Origin of the sequence: Natrinema sp. SYSU A 869, from assembly GCF_019879105.1 — an archaeon.
GTDB lineage: Archaea > Halobacteriota > Halobacteria > Halobacteriales > Natrialbaceae > Natrinema.
Window position 1 is genome coordinate 2,154,404 of sequence record NZ_CP082249.1, and the last position, 15,785, is coordinate 2,170,188.

The 15,785-nt window shown below is 64.6% G+C and carries 14 protein-coding genes and 1 pseudogene; 7 read left to right on the forward strand and 8 right to left on the reverse strand.

Translation table 11 applies throughout. From position 1 onward, the window contains the following. Positions 1 to 119 precede the first annotated feature (119 nt). Both K6I40_RS18870 and K6I40_RS18875 read left to right on the forward strand, forming a co-directional pair. Positions 120 to 710: a dolichol kinase gene (locus K6I40_RS18870; RefSeq protein ID WP_222920407.1), complete on the forward strand. Its 591-nt coding sequence runs from the start codon at positions 120 to 122 to the stop codon at positions 708 to 710. A 134-nt stretch (positions 711 to 844) separates the two neighbouring features. Beyond that, a complete protein-coding gene (locus tag K6I40_RS18875) occupies positions 845 to 2,065 on the forward strand; it encodes an MFS transporter (protein WP_222915388.1) in 1,221 nt (406 codons plus the stop codon). A gap of 28 nt (positions 2,066 to 2,093) precedes the next feature. On the opposite strand, the gene K6I40_RS18880 is transcribed toward K6I40_RS18875, so the two are convergent. After that, on the reverse strand, positions 2,094 to 2,600 hold the full coding sequence (locus K6I40_RS18880; RefSeq protein WP_222915390.1) for a TspO/MBR family protein: 507 nt from the start codon (positions 2,598 to 2,600) through the stop codon (positions 2,094 to 2,096). Positions 2,601 to 2,747: 147 nt separating this feature from the next. Between K6I40_RS18880 and K6I40_RS18885 the strand changes: the two genes are divergently transcribed. Then, positions 2,748 to 5,210, forward strand: coding sequence for a DEAD/DEAH box helicase (locus tag K6I40_RS18885; RefSeq protein ID WP_222915391.1), 2,463 nt, complete (start codon positions 2,748 to 2,750; stop codon positions 5,208 to 5,210). 95 nt (positions 5,211 to 5,305) lie between these two features. Here K6I40_RS18885 and K6I40_RS18890 read toward each other — a convergent pair whose 3' ends face one another. The 4 genes from K6I40_RS18890 to K6I40_RS18905 form a co-directional block, all read right to left on the reverse strand. Further along, a complete protein-coding gene (locus K6I40_RS18890; RefSeq protein ID WP_222915393.1) occupies positions 5,306 to 6,352 on the reverse strand; it encodes a hypothetical protein in 1,047 nt (348 codons plus the stop codon). Between the two features lie 176 nt (positions 6,353 to 6,528). After that, positions 6,529 to 7,386, reverse strand: a complete 858-nt coding sequence (locus K6I40_RS18895; RefSeq protein WP_222915395.1) for a phosphatase PAP2 family protein — start codon at positions 7,384 to 7,386, stop codon at positions 6,529 to 6,531. A gap of 410 nt (positions 7,387 to 7,796) precedes the next feature. Beyond that, entirely contained in the window at positions 7,797 to 8,549 is a 753-nt protein-coding gene (locus K6I40_RS18900) for an Sjogren's syndrome/scleroderma autoantigen 1 family protein (protein WP_222915397.1), read from the reverse strand. A 201-nt stretch (positions 8,550 to 8,750) separates the two neighbouring features. Further along, the gene (locus K6I40_RS18905; RefSeq protein ID WP_222915398.1) at positions 8,751 to 9,215 is read right to left on the reverse strand and encodes a TIGR00725 family protein; all 465 of its coding nucleotides are present in this window, start codon (positions 9,213 to 9,215) and stop codon (positions 8,751 to 8,753) included. A gap of 241 nt (positions 9,216 to 9,456) precedes the next feature. On the opposite strand from K6I40_RS18905, the gene mdh reads away from it, so the two are divergent. After that, the gene (mdh, locus tag K6I40_RS18910; RefSeq protein WP_222915400.1) at positions 9,457 to 10,371 is read left to right on the forward strand and encodes a malate dehydrogenase; all 915 of its coding nucleotides are present in this window, start codon (positions 9,457 to 9,459) and stop codon (positions 10,369 to 10,371) included. 71 nt (positions 10,372 to 10,442) lie between these two features. Here mdh and K6I40_RS18915 read toward each other — a convergent pair. After that, positions 10,443 to 11,884 (reverse strand): annotated as a pseudogene (locus K6I40_RS18915) (cytochrome P450). 82 nt (positions 11,885 to 11,966) lie between these two features. On the opposite strand from K6I40_RS18915, the gene K6I40_RS18920 reads away from it, so the two are divergent. After that, complete coding sequence (locus K6I40_RS18920; RefSeq protein WP_222915402.1) at positions 11,967 to 12,623, forward strand: helix-turn-helix domain-containing protein; 657 nt, start codon at positions 11,967 to 11,969, stop codon at positions 12,621 to 12,623. 37 nt (positions 12,624 to 12,660) lie between these two features. On the opposite strand, the gene K6I40_RS18925 is transcribed toward K6I40_RS18920, so the two are convergent. Beyond that, complete coding sequence (locus K6I40_RS18925) at positions 12,661 to 12,906, reverse strand: ferredoxin (protein WP_222915403.1); 246 nt, start codon at positions 12,904 to 12,906, stop codon at positions 12,661 to 12,663. Between the two features lie 114 nt (positions 12,907 to 13,020). Here K6I40_RS18925 and K6I40_RS18930 point away from each other — a divergent pair, with 114 nt between their 5' ends. Both K6I40_RS18930 and K6I40_RS18935 read left to right on the forward strand, forming a co-directional pair. Continuing rightward, on the forward strand, positions 13,021 to 13,968 hold the full coding sequence (locus K6I40_RS18930; RefSeq protein ID WP_222915405.1) for a class I SAM-dependent methyltransferase: 948 nt from the start codon (positions 13,021 to 13,023) through the stop codon (positions 13,966 to 13,968). 81 nt (positions 13,969 to 14,049) lie between these two features. After that, positions 14,050 to 15,258 (forward strand): inorganic phosphate transporter, encoded by a 1,209-nt coding sequence (locus tag K6I40_RS18935; RefSeq protein ID WP_222915408.1) that lies wholly within the window; start codon positions 14,050 to 14,052, stop codon positions 15,256 to 15,258. A 29-nt stretch (positions 15,259 to 15,287) separates the two neighbouring features. Here K6I40_RS18935 and K6I40_RS18940 read toward each other — a convergent pair whose 3' ends face one another. Next, a complete protein-coding gene (locus K6I40_RS18940; RefSeq protein WP_222915409.1) occupies positions 15,288 to 15,728 on the reverse strand; it encodes a universal stress protein in 441 nt (146 codons plus the stop codon). Positions 15,729 to 15,785 lie beyond the last annotated feature (57 nt).

Consider the following 15,785-nt stretch of genomic DNA (forward strand, 5'->3'; position numbering starts at 1 on the left):
TGACGGCACCAGGCACTATCGGTTGCCGTCGTTCGAGCGCGGGAGTCCTTTATATAGTATATAGGACTAGGGAGAACTAACCGACGGACTGAAGGTCACCTCTCCCGAGACTGGAGATGATGGCCGACGAATTGAAGCGGCGACTCGTCCATGCCAGCGGCTCAGGGCTGGTCGCCCTCTATCTGCTCGCTACCTATCTCGGGCTCGGACTCACCTGGACCCGGTTTCAGGTTCTCATGGTCGCCCTCGCGACCGGCGCGCTCGTCCTCGAGTTCCTGCGGCTCCAGATCGGGCTTGACTGGCGGCTCTATGACGTGCTCACCCGCGAGTACGAACAGGATAACCCCGCCGCCTACGCGCTGTATCTCATCAGTATGGCCGCCGTCGTGGTGGTCTTCGAGCCGGATATCGCACTGCCCGCGATGTTGATGCTCGCACTGGGCGACCCGATCAGCGGGGCCGTCTCGGACAACAGCCTCCAGCGGGTCAAACCGCCGAAAGTCCTCATCACGATGTTTCTCGTCTCGACGGTCGTCGCAGTGCCGTTTCTGCCGGTTGCAGTGGCGCTCGTCGCCGCTCTAGGCGCGACGCTCGCCGACGGCGTGACCCTCGAGATCCGCACCTACATCGTCGATGACAACCTGACGATCCCGATCTACGCCGCCTGTTTGGCCTATCTGGTCCTCAAGTTCACGCCGGTATCGCTGTAGGGACAGGGAACAGTCCGTGACCGTTCGCTCGGCCGGGCCGGTGACGCATCGACGCGTCGACGGGTTCCGATATCGGCAAGGCCATACCGTTCTGGACCGCTAAAGACCGTCGCCGACGAAGTGAGCAGCCACCCGTGTCTCTGTTCGGAACGAGGCGTCGACTGGCGACTGTGCGGGCCTTCCTGACGGACGGCCGCGGCGAAATCCTGATCGCAGTCGCCGCCGGCTGGTTTCTCTCAATCGGCGTCCGGCTCGCCTATCCCGTCTTGCTGCCGTACCTCCGACGAGCCTACGGCCTCGACCTGACGACGGCCGGCTTCCTGTTGACTGCCCTCTGGCTCTGTTACGCGCTGGGACAGCTCCCGGGCGGACTGCTTGCCGACCGGTTCGGCGAGGGGAACGTCCTCGTCGTGAGTACGGTGATCTCTACGGTAACGCTCGGGCTCGTCGCCGTCGCCGGCTCCGCGCCGGTGGTCTATCTCGCCACGGCCGCGTTCGGCTTCGGGACGGCGCTGTACGGCGTCGCCCGCTTTACGACGTTGTCCGATATCTATCCCGACAACGACGGCACCGCGATCGGCGTGACGATGGCCGCCGGCCAGGCCGGCAACACCCTCCTGCCGCTCGCGGCCGGCGGGATCGCGTCGGCGTTCGCCTGGCAGTACGGCTTCGGCCTCGCGGTCCCCGCGTTCGCCCTCGTCGCGATCGGGCTCCGGCTCGTCGTCCCCGCGCGCACCTCGAGCGCGGAGAGCGCCGTCGACAGCGTCTCCCTCGAGACGGCTCGCTACGTCCTGTCGGAGCTTCGCCGACCCGAGATCGTCACCGTGACCGCGATCCAGATCCTCACGTACTGCGTCTGGCAGGCGTTTACCGGCTTCTACCCGACCTATCTGATCGAGAGCAAGGGCTTCTCCCAAGGGATCGCGACCGGCCTATTCAGCGCCTTCTTCGCGGCCGGAATCGTCGTCCAGCCCCTGACCGGGCGGCTGTATGACCGGTTCGGGATCCGGACATCGCTGCCGCCCGTCCTCGGCGTCGTCGTCCTCTCGTTGGTCGCGCTCCCGTTCCTCGAGGGGTTCTGGCCCGTCGTCGTCGGGACCCTCTTCCTCTCGAGCATCCTCGGCTACGGCACGATCACGCTGCCGTACATGACCGCGGCGTTTCCGGCGGACATGCAGGGGACCGGCCTGGGCTTCCTGCGGACCGTTTATATGACCATCGGCGCGATCAGTCCGGTCCTATTCGGCGCGTTCGCCGATCGGGGCTACTTCGACGAGGCATACGTCGTGCTCGCCGGGTTCGTGGCCGTTGCGATCGTGTTGACGTGGTGGCTGCCCGAACTATCCGATCAGTAACTGAACGCCGGCATCCAATCGGCGTTTCTCAGGCGTTCAGCCGCCAGAGTTCGAAATTGAGGAGGGCTGCGACGGTCACCCAGACGAGATACGGCACTAGCAACGCCGCGGCGCGGCGGTCGACCCGCCGGAACGCGAGGATTGTCCCGGCGACGAGCACCCAGAGCGTGACGATGATGCCGAGCGCGACGAGCGGTGCCTCGAGCGTGAAAAAGGCGGGCGTCCAGGCGACGTTGAACAGCATCTGGACGGCGAACGCTCCGAGTGCGAGCCGCCGGCCGTCGGCGTCGCTGCGCCAGACGAGCCACAGCGCGATGCCAAGCAGGGTAAAGAGGAGCGTCCAGACGACCGGAAACGCGATCCCCGGCGGGTAGAACCAGGGTTTCTCGAGCGCGCGGAACCAAGGTGTATCCGGCGACGAGAAGATGCCGGGAAGGCCGCCGATCAGGTTGATAGCCACGACGAACGCGGCGGCCCTGACGAGCGAACTCCGATCGGGTAGTCCGCGGTGGGACTGAGTCGCGCCGGCAGTCATAGCGGTGTCTACGGGACGACCGTGGAAAGCGGTGATGCCGACGGCGCTCTTCGAGGCGTCTCCGCCGGTCAGCGCGCTCGAGGATCACTACTTCACTTTCACCGCGGTACGGGAACCCTTATTCGCGGCGGCGATGAACGGCAGGTAATGGCTACGACGGACGAGGAAATCGCTTCTATCGAGCATCCGCTCCTCGAGCCCGACTTCTTAGAGCGGCGACTCTACCAACTGAAACTTGCGGGTACGGCCGCGAACCACCACACGCTCGTCTGTCTCCCGACCGGACTGGGAAAAACAACAGTGAGCCTGCTCGTGACAGCCCGACGACTCGATGAGGTCGGCGGTAAGTCACTGATGCTCGCACCGACGAAACCCCTCGTCCAGCAGCACGCGGACTTCTACCGGGAAGCCCTGCAGATCCCCGACGAGGAAATCGTCGTCTTCACCGGCGACGTGAGTCCCGAGGACCGCACCGCAATGTGGGAGGACGCGACGGTCGTGATGGCGACGCCGCAGGTGATCGAGAACGACCTCGTCGGGAGTCGGATCTCGCTGTCCGACGTGACCCACATCACCTTCGACGAGTGCCACCGCGCGACGGGCGACTACGCCTACAACTACATCGCCGAGCGCTACCACCCCGACGCGAAGCGGCCGCTCGTCACTGGGATGTCGGCCTCCCCCGGCGGCGACGAGGAAGCCATCCTCGAGGTCTGTGAGAACCTCGGGATAGACGAAGTCGAGGTAATGACCGAGGAGGACGCCGACGTCGAGGAGTTCACCCACGACACCGAGGTCGAGTGGGAGCGCATCGACCTTCCCGATGAAGTCATCGAGATCCGGGACGCGCTGAACGAGGTGATCAAAGAACGCCTCGAGAAGCTCAAGGAACTCGGTATCGCGAGTTCGACCCAGCCCGACCAGTCCCAGAAGGATCTCAATCGAATGCGGGCCGAGCTCCAGGAGCTGATCAACAACGACCAGTCGGAGGGGTTCGAAGGGATGTCAATCCACGCCGAAGTGATGAAGCTCCGGCAGGCCGTCACGCTGGTCGAGACCCAGAGCGTCGAGGCCCTCCGTCGCTATTTCGAGCGCCAGCGCAATCAGGCCCGCTCGTCGGGTGCGTCGAAGGCGAGCCAGCGGATGGTCTCGGATCCCCGCGTACGCGAGGCCATGCGGAAAGCCGAGAGCTTCGACGAGATCCACCCCAAATACAGCAAAGCCCGCATGCTGCTCGCCGAGACGCTGGGTCTCGAGGGCGGCGATCGGGTGATCGTCTTCACCGAGTCCCGTGACACGGCGGAGGCGCTGACCGAGTTCCTCTCGGAGAGTTTCGACGCGAAGCGGTTCGTCGGGCAGGGCGATCGCGAGGGGTCCGACGGGATGACCCAGAAGCAACAACAGGAAGTGCTCGACGAGTTCCGGGCGGGTGAGTTCGAGGTGCTGGTCTCGACATCAGTCGCTGAGGAGGGCTTAGACGTACCCGAGGTCGACCTCGTGCTCTTCTACGAGCCGGTCCCGACGGCGATCCGTTCGATCCAGCGGAAGGGCCGAACCGGTCGCCAGTCCGAGGGACGCGTCGTCGTCCTCATGGCCGAGGACACCCGCGACGAGGCCTACTTCTGGATTTCGCGACGGCGCGAGAAGGAGATGGAGTCGGAACTGCGCGAACTGAAGGGCATGGCCGACGAACTCGCGGACGAACTCGACGATTCACAGCAATCACTGGCCGATTTCGAGGGAAGCGACAGGAGTGGAGTGAAAGTAGACGAAAACGGCAGTGAAGCCGACGCCGTCGGCGGTTCTTCCAGCGGAAGCGAGGGGGTCGCGGGACAGCCCGGACTGCGGGAGTTCGAAACCGACAACTCGGACTCGAGTACTGAGACAGACGACGATGCAGTTGAGGCCAAGGAAACCGACGAGGCAGTCGAAACCCACGAGCCCCACGCCGAGGGCGACACCGTCGCGGTCGTCGCCGACCAGCGGGAGATGGACGCCAACATCGCCCGCGAGCTCTCGCGACGCGAGGCCTATGAGATTACTCTCGAGACGCTCGATGTCGGCGACTACGTCCTGTCGGATCGGGTCGTCGTCGAACGAAAGTCTGTCGCAGACTTCGTCGACTCGCTGGTCGGCGGTGACCGATCGGTCTTCGAGCAGGTCGGCGCGATGGCCCGCCACTACTCGCGGCCGATCGTGATCGTCGAAGGCGAGGGACTCTACGAACAGCGTGACGTCCATCCGAACGCGGTCCGGGGTGCGCTCTCGAGTCTCGCCGTCGACTTCGGGGCGAGCGTTCTGCGCACGGACGGCGAAGACGACACGACTGAACTGCTGGCGGTGATCGCCGGCCGAGAGCAGGAAACCGCCGATCGCGAGGTGTCGGTCCACGGCGAAAAAGGGGCCAAGACTCTGAGCGAACAACAAGAGTACGTAGTCTCCTCGATCGCCGAAATTGGCCCCGTCACGGCCCGGTCGCTGCTCGAGGAGTTCGGTACCGTCGAGGCGGTGATGATCGCGACGGAAGACGAGTTACAGGAAGCGGACGGCGTTGGGACAGTGACCGCCGAGCGGATTCGGGAGGTCATCGGGAGCGACTACACGGGTTAAGCCGCTGACCGATCGATTCCATCATCGCCGGCCGTCCGCGACTGCACGGAATAGGGCGTCTATCGTCGGCGGGGTAGCCTCGCGACCGGTACGGGTTAGTCTCGTCCCGTGGAGGCTCGCAGGGCGAACCCGACTCCGAAGAGCGCAATTCCGACCAGTGCTGTACTCACGCCGAATCCCGGCAGCCCATCGCCGGCCGAGTCGCCGTTATCGTTCGACTCACTGGCGACTTCGGTTTCGTTCTTATCGCCGGCTTCCGACTCGTTCGATGAGTCAGATTCGGCCGAACGCTCCTGGATGGATAGATACGACGAGTCCGTCGCTTCGCCGTCGACGGTCACCATGAGGAGGTATTCGCCCGGTTGGAGCGACTGTTCGAGTTCGACCTGAGATCTATTCGTCACCGTCGTTCCGTCGCCTGCTTCGATGGCATCGTCGACGGAGCCAACGCCGAGAGCGGCCGTGTCGAATACGACGGTCGCGTTCCCGTTGTCGTTCTCATCTTCGACGGTAACATTCGCTTCGAAACCGGATTCGTCGAAGTGGCTGATATTCAGCGTTGCCTGATCAGTATCGTTAAAGTGCATAGCGACTGGGGCCGTCTCTCCTCGCTCGGTTGACGGGTACCCGTCGAACGTAGCGTATTCACTTGACCCGATACTGAGATCCGGATCAGGATCCGGGACGGGACCGTCGATATCACGGTCGGCGTCCGGATTCCCTTCCGCGATAGCGAGGGTCGCCGAGCCGTCCGCGTCGTCCGCCGTGATCACGACGGTGGCGGTATCGATCACGTCGCCGTCGACGAACGCTCCGATGGTGTACTCGCCCGGATCGAGCGTGTCGTCGAGTCTGGACTGGGACCGATTCGTCAGTCGCGTTCCGTCGCCCGGTTCGATAGCGTCGTCGACGGGATCGACGGCGAGGGAACCAGTATCGAAGGTCACGGTTGCGGTCCCGTCGTCGGTTATGTCTTCGGCGGTGACGGCCGCACGGTAATTAACTGCTTCTTTGGGCCCGATGGCTAGCGTCATTCGGTCGGAATTATTGAACGAGATGTCGACTGTTACTGATTCGCCCTGCTCGACTGCCACCGTCGATTCGTCGAATGGGGCGCTTCCGTTCGATCCGACCACAGCCATGGGAGCAATTCCCGCGATTGTAACGAGCGATACGAGGACCAGTACGAGTGAGCGGCGTTTCTTCACATCTATCACTTCCCGTGAAAATATCGTCTTGAATGGTAAATCTGTTTCTGAGCCAACTAGTATCGCGAGCCAGATATCATCGAGCGGCCCGATAAGAACGGACGAGTCGCTCAGTCGTTCGTCTCGGAGGCGATGCCCGTCTCGCGGTCGTCCGAAACCGAAACGCGATCGCTATCACCCTCCGCGCGGGCGACGAGTCGCTCGGCGGTGAGGACACACCAGATCCCGAGTACGATGCCTGCGACGACGTCGATCAGCCAGTGAATCCCCAGATACATCGTCGAGAAGACGACGAAGGTGGCGACGGCCGACGCGAGCGAGAACCATCTGGGATACTCTCGACGCGACCGCCAGGCGAACAACGTGACAATAACCGCCAGTGACGTGTGAAGCGACGGAAAGACGTTCGTGTTCGCCGAAACCTCTGCCGTGAGTTCCTGTGTCTGCGGATAGAACTCGTACATTAGCCCGTTAACGGTCGGCAGGTGATTTCGCGGTCCGTAGGCAATAAACAGCGTATAGAATACCGACCCGATCAAGGTATTGAGTGCATACGCGACGAGCAGTTCCTTGAAGCGGCGCTGGGTCGGCAACAGGAAATAGAGGGCGAGGGCCGTCACTAGCAGATACGGGAACCCGAACATATACATCGCGGAGAAGAACCCGATCAGTGCATCGGGAACGATAGCTTGCAGAGAGGCGACGAACGACCCTTCGACAGCGTAGATCTCCGCGGTGATGTCCCAGTCGAGCGCGTGCGAGAGTTCCAAGCTGCGGTTATGTGTCCATCGTTTTGCCAGCAAAACCAGCAGTGTGACGCCGAGATACGGCGCGATAGCTCGGCCCCGGCGCTCGAGTTCGGCGACCGTTCGCGGGAGCGTCGAGGAGCGGACACAGCATGCACAGGTGGCTGTAACGCCGATACAGACGATTGCTGTCGTGATGAATGTGACGTATCCTAATGCCATTAGTAGTTCTCCTCCGTCGTAGGGGTGGCAAGCGATTGTGAGCTGCGAGCCGACGAGTGGCTGGCACGAGGGGAGGGTGATGAATCGTGCCGGGATGGATCGGGCTGGCTTCGGTCCGAGCGTGGTCGAACGCGCCCGATCGCTGAATACTCGTTCTGTAACGGCCCAGCGCAGCGGATTCCTATTAGTAGGTAAATCCTACTTAATTTATATCTACTGATATGCAATGCGACTCGAGCCGGATAGCACGCCGCGGGAAGGAATGACGGCGACGGCAGAGCCACCGTTCTCCGCGCGGCGCGTGGGGACGTACCCGTCCCGGTGATTGGAGTCGGTAGGGTGTTCGGCGTTCCGTTCGGGAGACGGATCTGGACAACGACGGGCCGGGTATCCCGCCGCGATGGATCCCGTCAGCGCAGCGTCGCCAACGCCTCACCGGCCTCGCGAGCCGCCTCGAGGCAGTCCTTGGCGTACCGGGGATCGTCCGTCGCGGCGGCTTCTTCGGCGAACTTCTCGAGGGTCCGAGCGAGCGCGTCGCGGGCGGCCTCGAGGTCGCCGTCGGCTGCGGATGAACCCGTCGCGGGGAGCGGTCGATTGTGGTCGGATCCGGACGGACGGTCGTCGGTGCGCGAACTCGAGGGGGTTCGATCGGCCGAGGGGGTGTCGGGTTGGGACGGCGACGGGTGATCGTCTCGGGCCGCCGATGCTGACGGCTGCGGTTGCCGGTCCGCGGTCGGCGCGTTCGTCTCCTGTCCGCGTTCAGTACCGCGCTGGTCGGTCGCCGGCGTTGCATCTTGATCAGATGCCGTCTCAGCCGCTGTCGCGGCGGCGTCGTCGGTGTCGGGCGTCGCGGTGTCCGCGCCGTCGGTTCGGTCGGTGTTCTCGCCGGTAGCGGTCTCACCGTCTGTCGACCCCTCTGCAGCCGATTGGGCCTCGAGTTCGGTCCCTTGAACGGCATCGGGGTTCCCGTGACAGCTGGGACAGAAGGTCGTGCCGTTCTCCTGAAAGAGGGGGTCACCACAGGTCCCGCAGTGGGCGTTAGTCATCGTCGCGCCCTTGAGCAGCAGGTCGCTCATCCGCTGGGTCGCCTCGCGCTCTTCTTTGTCCTGCTCGTACTTCTCTCGAAGTTTCTCACGCTCGGCTTCCTTGTCGAAGTCGCTCATATTCGTCTAGAGGCGACGGACCGTCGAAAAAGCTGCGAAGGGACGGACGACCGAAACGACGGCCCGTGCCGGGCGGAACCATCTCCTCGAGCGCTGTCGGACCGAGATACCGTCTCTCGACTGCTACCCGTTGCTGGAGGGGATCTCCTCGAGAGCGATCCCATCGTCTCGCATCGGTCTTCCGGGATCGAAATTCTCGAGTTACGGCGTGTGCTCGAGCGCGGTTTCGACGGCGTCAACGGCCCCAGATGGGGTGTCGACAGTCACGAGATCGATCTCGAGGCCGGAGACGGCATGGGTCTCGAGGCCGACAACGGGTCGGTCGTAGATCCCAGCGAAGCCGATTTCGGAGAGGGTACCGACGCCGCCGGCCAGCGCGATGACCGCGTCGCCGTTCAGCGGGACGAGCGCGTTCCGGGCGTGGCCGAGACCGGTCGCGATAGGGATGTCGACGGAGTCGTTCGCGGCCTCGCGGCGCTCGCCGGGAAGGATGCCGATGGTCGTTCCGCCCTCGGATTTCGCGCCGCGACAGACCGCTTCCATCGTGCCGCCGCGACCACCGCAGACGACCGCGTGGCCGCGTGCGGCGAGTTCGCGTCCGACCGCTTCCGCGCGGGTCGCTTGTTCGTCCGTGATCGCACCGCCGCCGATGACGCTGACGCGCATACGAGCATAGCCGCAGGCGTGGACTATGACCGGTTCGGTCTCGAGTTGCGGGCGGTTCGAGGGAGGGACCGATCCCTAATTTCGGGAAGTGATGGACGGCGAACTGAACTGTTCAGTCACTACCGCGTTCCGCCGAGATCGGTACGTGATACGACAGTCGTCGAAATATGTACCGTCGAAATGGTTCGAAGTCAGAGGTTTCGACGGATTTAACGTGTGTGATGGGGAAGCATTACGTGGTATGACGAAAGTGAGCGTGGTCGGCGCGGCCGGGACCGTCGGGGCCGCTGCGGGCTACAACATCGCGCTTCGAGACATCGCAGACGAGCTCGTATTCGTTGACATTCCGGACAAAGAAGACGACACGATCGGCCAGGCCGCCGATACCAACCACGGCGCGGCCTACGACTCGAACACGACGATCCGACAGGGCGGCTACGAGGACACGGCGGGATCGGACGTCGTCGTCATCACGGCGGGCATTCCGCGCCAGCCGGGCCAGACCCGGATCGATCTGGCGGGCGACAACGCGCCGATCATGGAGGACATCGGCTCCTCGCTGGCCGAGCACAACGACGACTTCATCACTGTCACCACGTCGAACCCCGTCGACCTGCTGAACCGCCACCTCTACGAGACGGGCGACCGCGCCCGGGAGAAAGTGATCGGCTTCGGTGGGCGGCTCGACTCCGCTCGGTTCCGGTACGTCATCTCCCAGCGCTTTGATGCACCGGTCCAGAACGTCGAGGCGACCATCCTCGGCGAACACGGCGATGCACAGGTCCCTGTCTTCTCCAAGGTGCGGGTCAACGGCCGGGACCCCGAGTTCGACGAGGACGAAAAGGAGGAACTCTTAGAGGAACTCCAGGCCTCGGCGATGAATGTCATCGAAAAGAAAGGCGCGACTCAGTGGGGGCCGGCGACTGGCGTCGGCCACATGGTCGAGGCCATTCTGCGTGACACCGGCGAGGTGCTCCCGGCGAGCGTGAAACTCGAGGGCGAGTTCGGCCACGAGGACACCGCCTTCGGCGTGCCGGCGAAGCTCGGCTCCGACGGCGTCGAGGAGGTCGTCGGGTGGGACCTCACCGAGTACGAGCGCAACCAACTCGGCGAGGCCGCCGAGAAGCTCTCGGAGCAGTACGACGAGATTTCGTAGGCGATGCTCACCCGTCCGGGTTTTTTCGCAGCCACCGATGAGCCGGCAGTCACCCGGCTGCGGACGGCGCTTCAGTCGTCGATCGGCAGTTTCCGAACTCGGGCCTCGACATCACCGGGATCGAGCGTGATCTCGACGGACGGCTCGAGCGACTCGGTGACGCGATCGAATTCGATCCGGCGAACGATCGTCGCGAGCGCGAGTTTGAGTTCGGTCATTGCAAAGCGCATGCCCAGACAGTGTCGCGGCCCGCCGCCAAACGGGAAATAGGCGTACTCGGGTCGACCGGTATCGGACGCGAGCGTCCGGCCATCCCCGTTCTCGTCCCCGTCCGTGAGCCAGCGCTCGGGTCGGAACGCCTCCGGGTCGGCCCACCACCGGTCGTCGCGATGAATCCCATAGATCGAGAGCTGTAGCGTCGTCCCGGCTGGCACGCGATAGCCGCCCAGCGTCGTCGCCTCGAGCGGTTCGCGGTAGAGGGCTACCACCGGCGGATAGAGGCGCATCGCCTCCCTGATGACGGCCTCAGTGTACGCGAGGGCAGGGAGGTCGGCAAACTTCGGGTCCCGGTCCCCGAGGATAGTCGTGAGTTCGTGCTCGAGATCGTTCCGAACGGCGGGTTCGCCCGCGAGCAGCCAGCAGACGAACGTCAGCGCCGTCGCGGTCGTCTCGTGGCCGGCGAACAGGAACGTGACAAGCTGGTCCCGGACTTCCTCGGGGAGAGCCGGGAACCGTCCGGATACTCCGTGCGAGCCAACACGGAGAGGAGATCACCGCCTGTCGCGTCCGCCTCCTCGTCTCCCTCGCGGCGATCTGCGACCAGTTCGGCAACGAGGGACTCGAGATCGGCCATCGCGGCCTCGTACTCGCGTTCGGTCGGCGTCGAGAGCCGCGAGGGAAGCATGGACTGGACAGCGAACTGCTGGGGAGACGCATACGAAGACAGCGCCTCGGTCGCTCGCCTGACGATCGCCGCCCGGTCGTCGTCGAGCGCGAGATCGAATAGCGTCCGCGTGAGTACGCGGAGTGTGTACCCCGACAGCGCGTCTCCGAGGGCGACCGTCTCGCCATCGTCCCACCGATCGGCGAGCGCCGACGCCTCCGCGACCATGCCATCGGCGTACGATCGGATGCGGTCAGGCGTGAACGACGACTGCAGCAACTGCCGCTGGCGACGCCAGCACTCGCCCTCAGTGAACGCCACGCCGTCGGGGGCGATGAGTTCGCCGAAGCCGGTCTCGAACTCCCCCTTTCGAAACTCGTCGGCGCTCGAGACGAGGACCGTTTCGACGATCTCGGGATCGAAGACGGCTGCGAATTCGGTGCCGAACGCCTCGTAGGCGACGACGTCGCCGTACTCTCGAGCCGAGTCGACGAACCCGAGCGGGTCGCGGGCGACCGATAGCGTGCTTCCGAGGAGCGGGAGCCCCCGCGGACCTGGCGGCCGGTCGCCGGTCGATCCGTCAGTCGCCGGGGTCGAGTCGTCGGACCGTCGTGAGTGAATCTCGGACATACACGACTGTAGCGGGGGAACGGAAGTCGGCGTTCGCCCGAAGCTGTGAACTTCTTTATAATAGGATGCCGATGTCTCCGGCGTGCAGTCGACGGATCTGACGCTTCGCCTTCCGGAGTGGATGGAGCTACCCGTCCCGCAGCTCCGGAACGACCTCGAGGTACATCGCGAGGAACTGCTTTCGTGGCACGTCGACCCCGAGACGGAGCGCGTGCGATTCCTCTCGGTGATCGCCGGCGACCGCGAGGCCGCTCGAGCGGTCGCGACGGACCTGGACGTGGTCCACCGATTCGATATCACGCCGATCGACGAGGACACCTTCTACGCCTATGCCGTGATGGACGTCCGCGCTGCCGACGCGAGCCTGATGGGAGCGTTCGACGAGCCGGGGCTGGTGATCGTCCCGCCGATCGTCTACACCAGTTCGGAGACGGTCCACGTGACCGTCCTCGGCGAGCCCGACGCGCTGGCGGGCCTGCTCGAGGCGTTTCCCGACGGCGTCGAGATCGACGTGGAACGAGTCAGTGACCACCGCCACAGGGTCGAGACGCTGGCTGGCAGGCTGACCGCCCGCCAGTTCGAGGCGATGGAGACGGCTCGAGCGGTCGGCTACTACGACGTGCCGCGGACAGGGTCGCTGGCCGAAGTCGCGGTGGCACTCGAGTGTTCGGAAAGTGCGTCATCGACGCTTCTCCGGACGGCTGAGTCGGTATTAGTCGACGCGGCGCTGGGCCGCTAAGAGAGAGAATGACGGAGAATCAAGCGACGGAACCGTCTCAGGGAATCAACTGCTCGCCGTCGTCGTCGTAAATCGTGATCGCATCAACGGGACAGGAGCGAGCGGCGAACTTCGCGTCGAGTTCCGCGTCGTCGGGCACTTCGCGGACGAAGATCTCGTCTTCGACCTCGTCGCTGTCCTCAAGGATCGCCTTCCCGGCCGACTTGTCCTTTTTGAACGCGTCCCACTCCGCGACGCACTGGAACATCCCGATACAGGTGTCCTCGTCGAATTCGACTTTCATGGCTGAGGGTTCGGCCGATCGCGGTAAATCGTTAGCGATCGCTTCCCACGTGAGATGTTACTCGGAACCATATGTCACCAGAATTTTACTATCTGCGCTCTTGTCGACTCGAGCATGGGACGAACCCGTTCTGAGCCGCCACAGTCGCGAACGGCGGCGGACCCGCTGGGACGAGCGATGCTCGCTCACTACCGCGACGGCCCGGGTCAGTTGGCCTATCGCGACGGCGCGGACGTGCAAGACGGTAACGTCGCCGAATTCTATTTCTCGAGTCCCGAGTCATGGGAGTCGGAAACGATCGAGGTACTCGAGCGAGTGGCCGACCACGAACCAATCCTCGACGTGGGGTGTGGCGCGGGGAAACACCTCCTGTGGTGGGCCGAGCGCGGGGTCGAAGCCGTCGGCGTCGACGTAAGTCCGAACGCCGTCTTAACGGCCCGCGAGCGGTGCGAGGTCCGCAGGACCTCAAGGCGGAGTTGCGTGGAGCAATGCTCCACGTACCCTTCGAGCGGGCTGCGAGGCGGCGAAGCCGCCTCGAACGGGACGGCAAAGCCGTCCCCCAGCCCGCGAGAAGACGGCAAAGCCGCGGAGCGCGGCCTCGAGGACGTCCTCGTCGGCGACATGTTCGACCTACCGATCGAAACGGGGTCGGTCGGTGCTGTCCACGCCGTCGGGACGCAGATAGGGCTCGGCCGCTCGCTCGCTGGGATTCGCGAACTGCTCGTCGAATTCGCTCGCGTCACCGCCGACGGGGGCGTCGCCGTCGTCGACAACAACGACCCGGCGCGACTGGACGACGAGTTCTTCGGCTACCGACCCGATCCGCGCGAGGGAGTCGCCCACCGGTGTTTCCACCTCGAGTTCGAACACGAGACAGAGAAGGGTGAGCGATACCGCGAGGTCGGTCGAACGCTACAGTTCCTGCTGTGCTCCCCCGCACGGCTCCGCGAGGCGACGAGTGCGACGCCGTGGTTCGTCTGCGACGTCCGCCGAACCGACGGGACGGCCCATTACAGAGCAATTCTGGAAAAGCAGGGCATATCGGGCGCTGAACCCGGATAGCGACGGCTTCCCGATCCGCGGATCGACTGCTGAGCCAACGCTTTTCCGCGGGGTCGTGGAACAGAGGGGTACGAGAGGCGAATGGTCGCACTCTCCTTTGCGGTCCTCGTCGGGACCGCCATCCTGACCTGTCTGTTCATGGCGTGGGTACTCGGGGCGAACAGCAACTCGCCGCCGTTCGCCCCCGCAATCGGCGCGAACGCCATCTCGACGATGCAGGCGGCGTTCGTCATCGGGCTGCTCGCGGCCGCAGGCGCGCTCATGCAGGGCGGCAGCATCTCCAAGACTGTCGGTACGGATCTGATAAACGGGGTCACGATCACGCCGCTGGCCGCCACCGCGGGCCTGCTGACTGCGGCGGGGTTCATGGCGATCGGGATCTACACGCGATACCCGATTCCGGCGGCGTTCGCGACGACGGGCTCGATGGTCGGCGTCGGCCTCTCACTGGGCGGCGATCCGGCGATGGCCACCTACCGACGGCTCGGGATCTTCTGGCTGCTGGTCCCGATCATGTCCGGCGGACTGGCGTACGCGACGGCGACGGTCCTGCGACGCGACGACGTCCCGGAGACGGTCGGCGTCCCGCTACTGGCCGGCATCGTCGGCGCGATCGTCGCCAACATCCGTCTCGGCGTGATTCCCGATCCGGCTGCCGATCAGGGCACCCTCGCCGGATTCGTCTCCCGGCAGTTCGGCGGTGGTCCGACGCTCGCTTCCGGCGTCGATCTCGGAACCGTCATCGTGACGATCGGGGTCGGACTCCTCGCGTTCTACTGGGTCCGCGAGCGCGTCCGTGTCTCCGTCGAGAGCGGCATCCGCTCGTTCCTGCTCGTCCTCGGCGGCATCGTCGCCTTCTCCTCTGGCGGCTCGCAGGTCGGCCTCGCGACCGGCCCGCTCGAGAACCTCTTTCGCGTCGAACTCGGCCTCCCGGGAATCCTCCTGCTCGCGATCGGTGCGACCGGCATCCTCGCGGGTGCCTGGATGGGAGCGCCGCGGCTGTTGCAGGCGACCTCCCGGGAGTACGCCCAGCTCGGCGTCCGGCGGTCGATCGCGGCGCTGGTCCCGGGCTTTATCATCGCGCAGCTGGCGATCGCGCTCGGGATTCCCATTTCGCTGAACAACATCATCCTCTCGGGGGTCATCGGCGGCGGGCTGGCCGGCGGCTCGGCGGGCGTCTCCCGGCGCAAGATCGGCGTCACAATCACCTTCTGGCTGGTGACGCTCTCGAGTTCGGTCGTCGTCAGCTACGGCCTGTACCAGCTGTTCGCGACGGCCATTGGCGGCTGAAATCGGTTCGTTCTAACTCGAGTGCGGCCTCAGTCGAGCACCGTCACCGGCTTAGCGGTGCGTTCGACCACCGTGGCGGCAATACCGCGACCGAGAAACCGCCTGAGGAACCCCGTCGACCCCATTTCGGAGCCGTACATGACGACGTGATCGAATCCTTCCTCGGAGGCATATTTGGGGACGACGGTTCCGGGTCGCCCTTCGATCGTCTCGATCCGGACACGGCTCGTCGCCGTCGAATCGGCGACCGACTCGAGCAACTCGGTCGCGCTGGCCCGCGCCTGGTCCGTCCGTTCCTCACTTCGCTCGAGGATTCCGCCCTCACTGAGCGGTGCGTCCAGTGGCGTTACAACCGCGAGCAGGGTGATATCGGCGTCGGGGAACGTCTCGAGGGCGTAGGCAAGTGCCTCGTCTTCCCGCGGTCGGCCGAGCGTAGGGACGAGGACGCGGTCGGGGTCGGAGTCGGCCATACAGTGTTGTTCGGGAGCCGGTCCCATCGGTCTATCGCCGTCGGCCAATTACTCTCT

Bases quoted from the DNA above. Each gene is read 5' to 3' on its own strand.
- K6I40_RS18870 (WP_222920407.1), top strand. From the start codon at position 120: ATGGCCGACGAATTGAAGCGGCGACTCGTCCATGCCAGCGGCTCAGGG.
- K6I40_RS18880 (WP_222915390.1), bottom strand. From the start codon at position 2,600: ATGACTGCCGGCGCGACTCAGTCCCACCGCGGACTACCCGATCGGAGT.
- K6I40_RS18885 (WP_222915391.1), top strand. From the start codon at position 2,748: ATGGCTACGACGGACGAGGAAATCGCTTCTATCGAGCATCCGCTCCTC.
- K6I40_RS18890 (WP_222915393.1), bottom strand. From the start codon at position 6,352: ATGGCTGTGGTCGGATCGAACGGAAGCGCCCCATTCGACGAATCGACG.
- K6I40_RS18895 (WP_222915395.1), bottom strand. From the start codon at position 7,386: ATGGCATTAGGATACGTCACATTCATCACGACAGCAATCGTCTGTATC.
- K6I40_RS18900 (WP_222915397.1), bottom strand. From the start codon at position 8,549: ATGAGCGACTTCGACAAGGAAGCCGAGCGTGAGAAACTTCGAGAGAAG.
- K6I40_RS18905 (WP_222915398.1), bottom strand. From the start codon at position 9,215: ATGCGCGTCAGCGTCATCGGCGGCGGTGCGATCACGGACGAACAAGCG.
- mdh (WP_222915400.1), top strand. From the start codon at position 9,457: ATGACGAAAGTGAGCGTGGTCGGCGCGGCCGGGACCGTCGGGGCCGCT.
- K6I40_RS18925 (WP_222915403.1), bottom strand. From the start codon at position 12,906: ATGAAAGTCGAATTCGACGAGGACACCTGTATCGGGATGTTCCAGTGC.
- K6I40_RS18930 (WP_222915405.1), top strand. From the start codon at position 13,021: ATGGGACGAACCCGTTCTGAGCCGCCACAGTCGCGAACGGCGGCGGAC.
- K6I40_RS18935 (WP_222915408.1), top strand. From the start codon at position 14,050: ATGGTCGCACTCTCCTTTGCGGTCCTCGTCGGGACCGCCATCCTGACC.
- K6I40_RS18940 (WP_222915409.1), bottom strand. From the start codon at position 15,728: ATGGCCGACTCCGACCCCGACCGCGTCCTCGTCCCTACGCTCGGCCGA.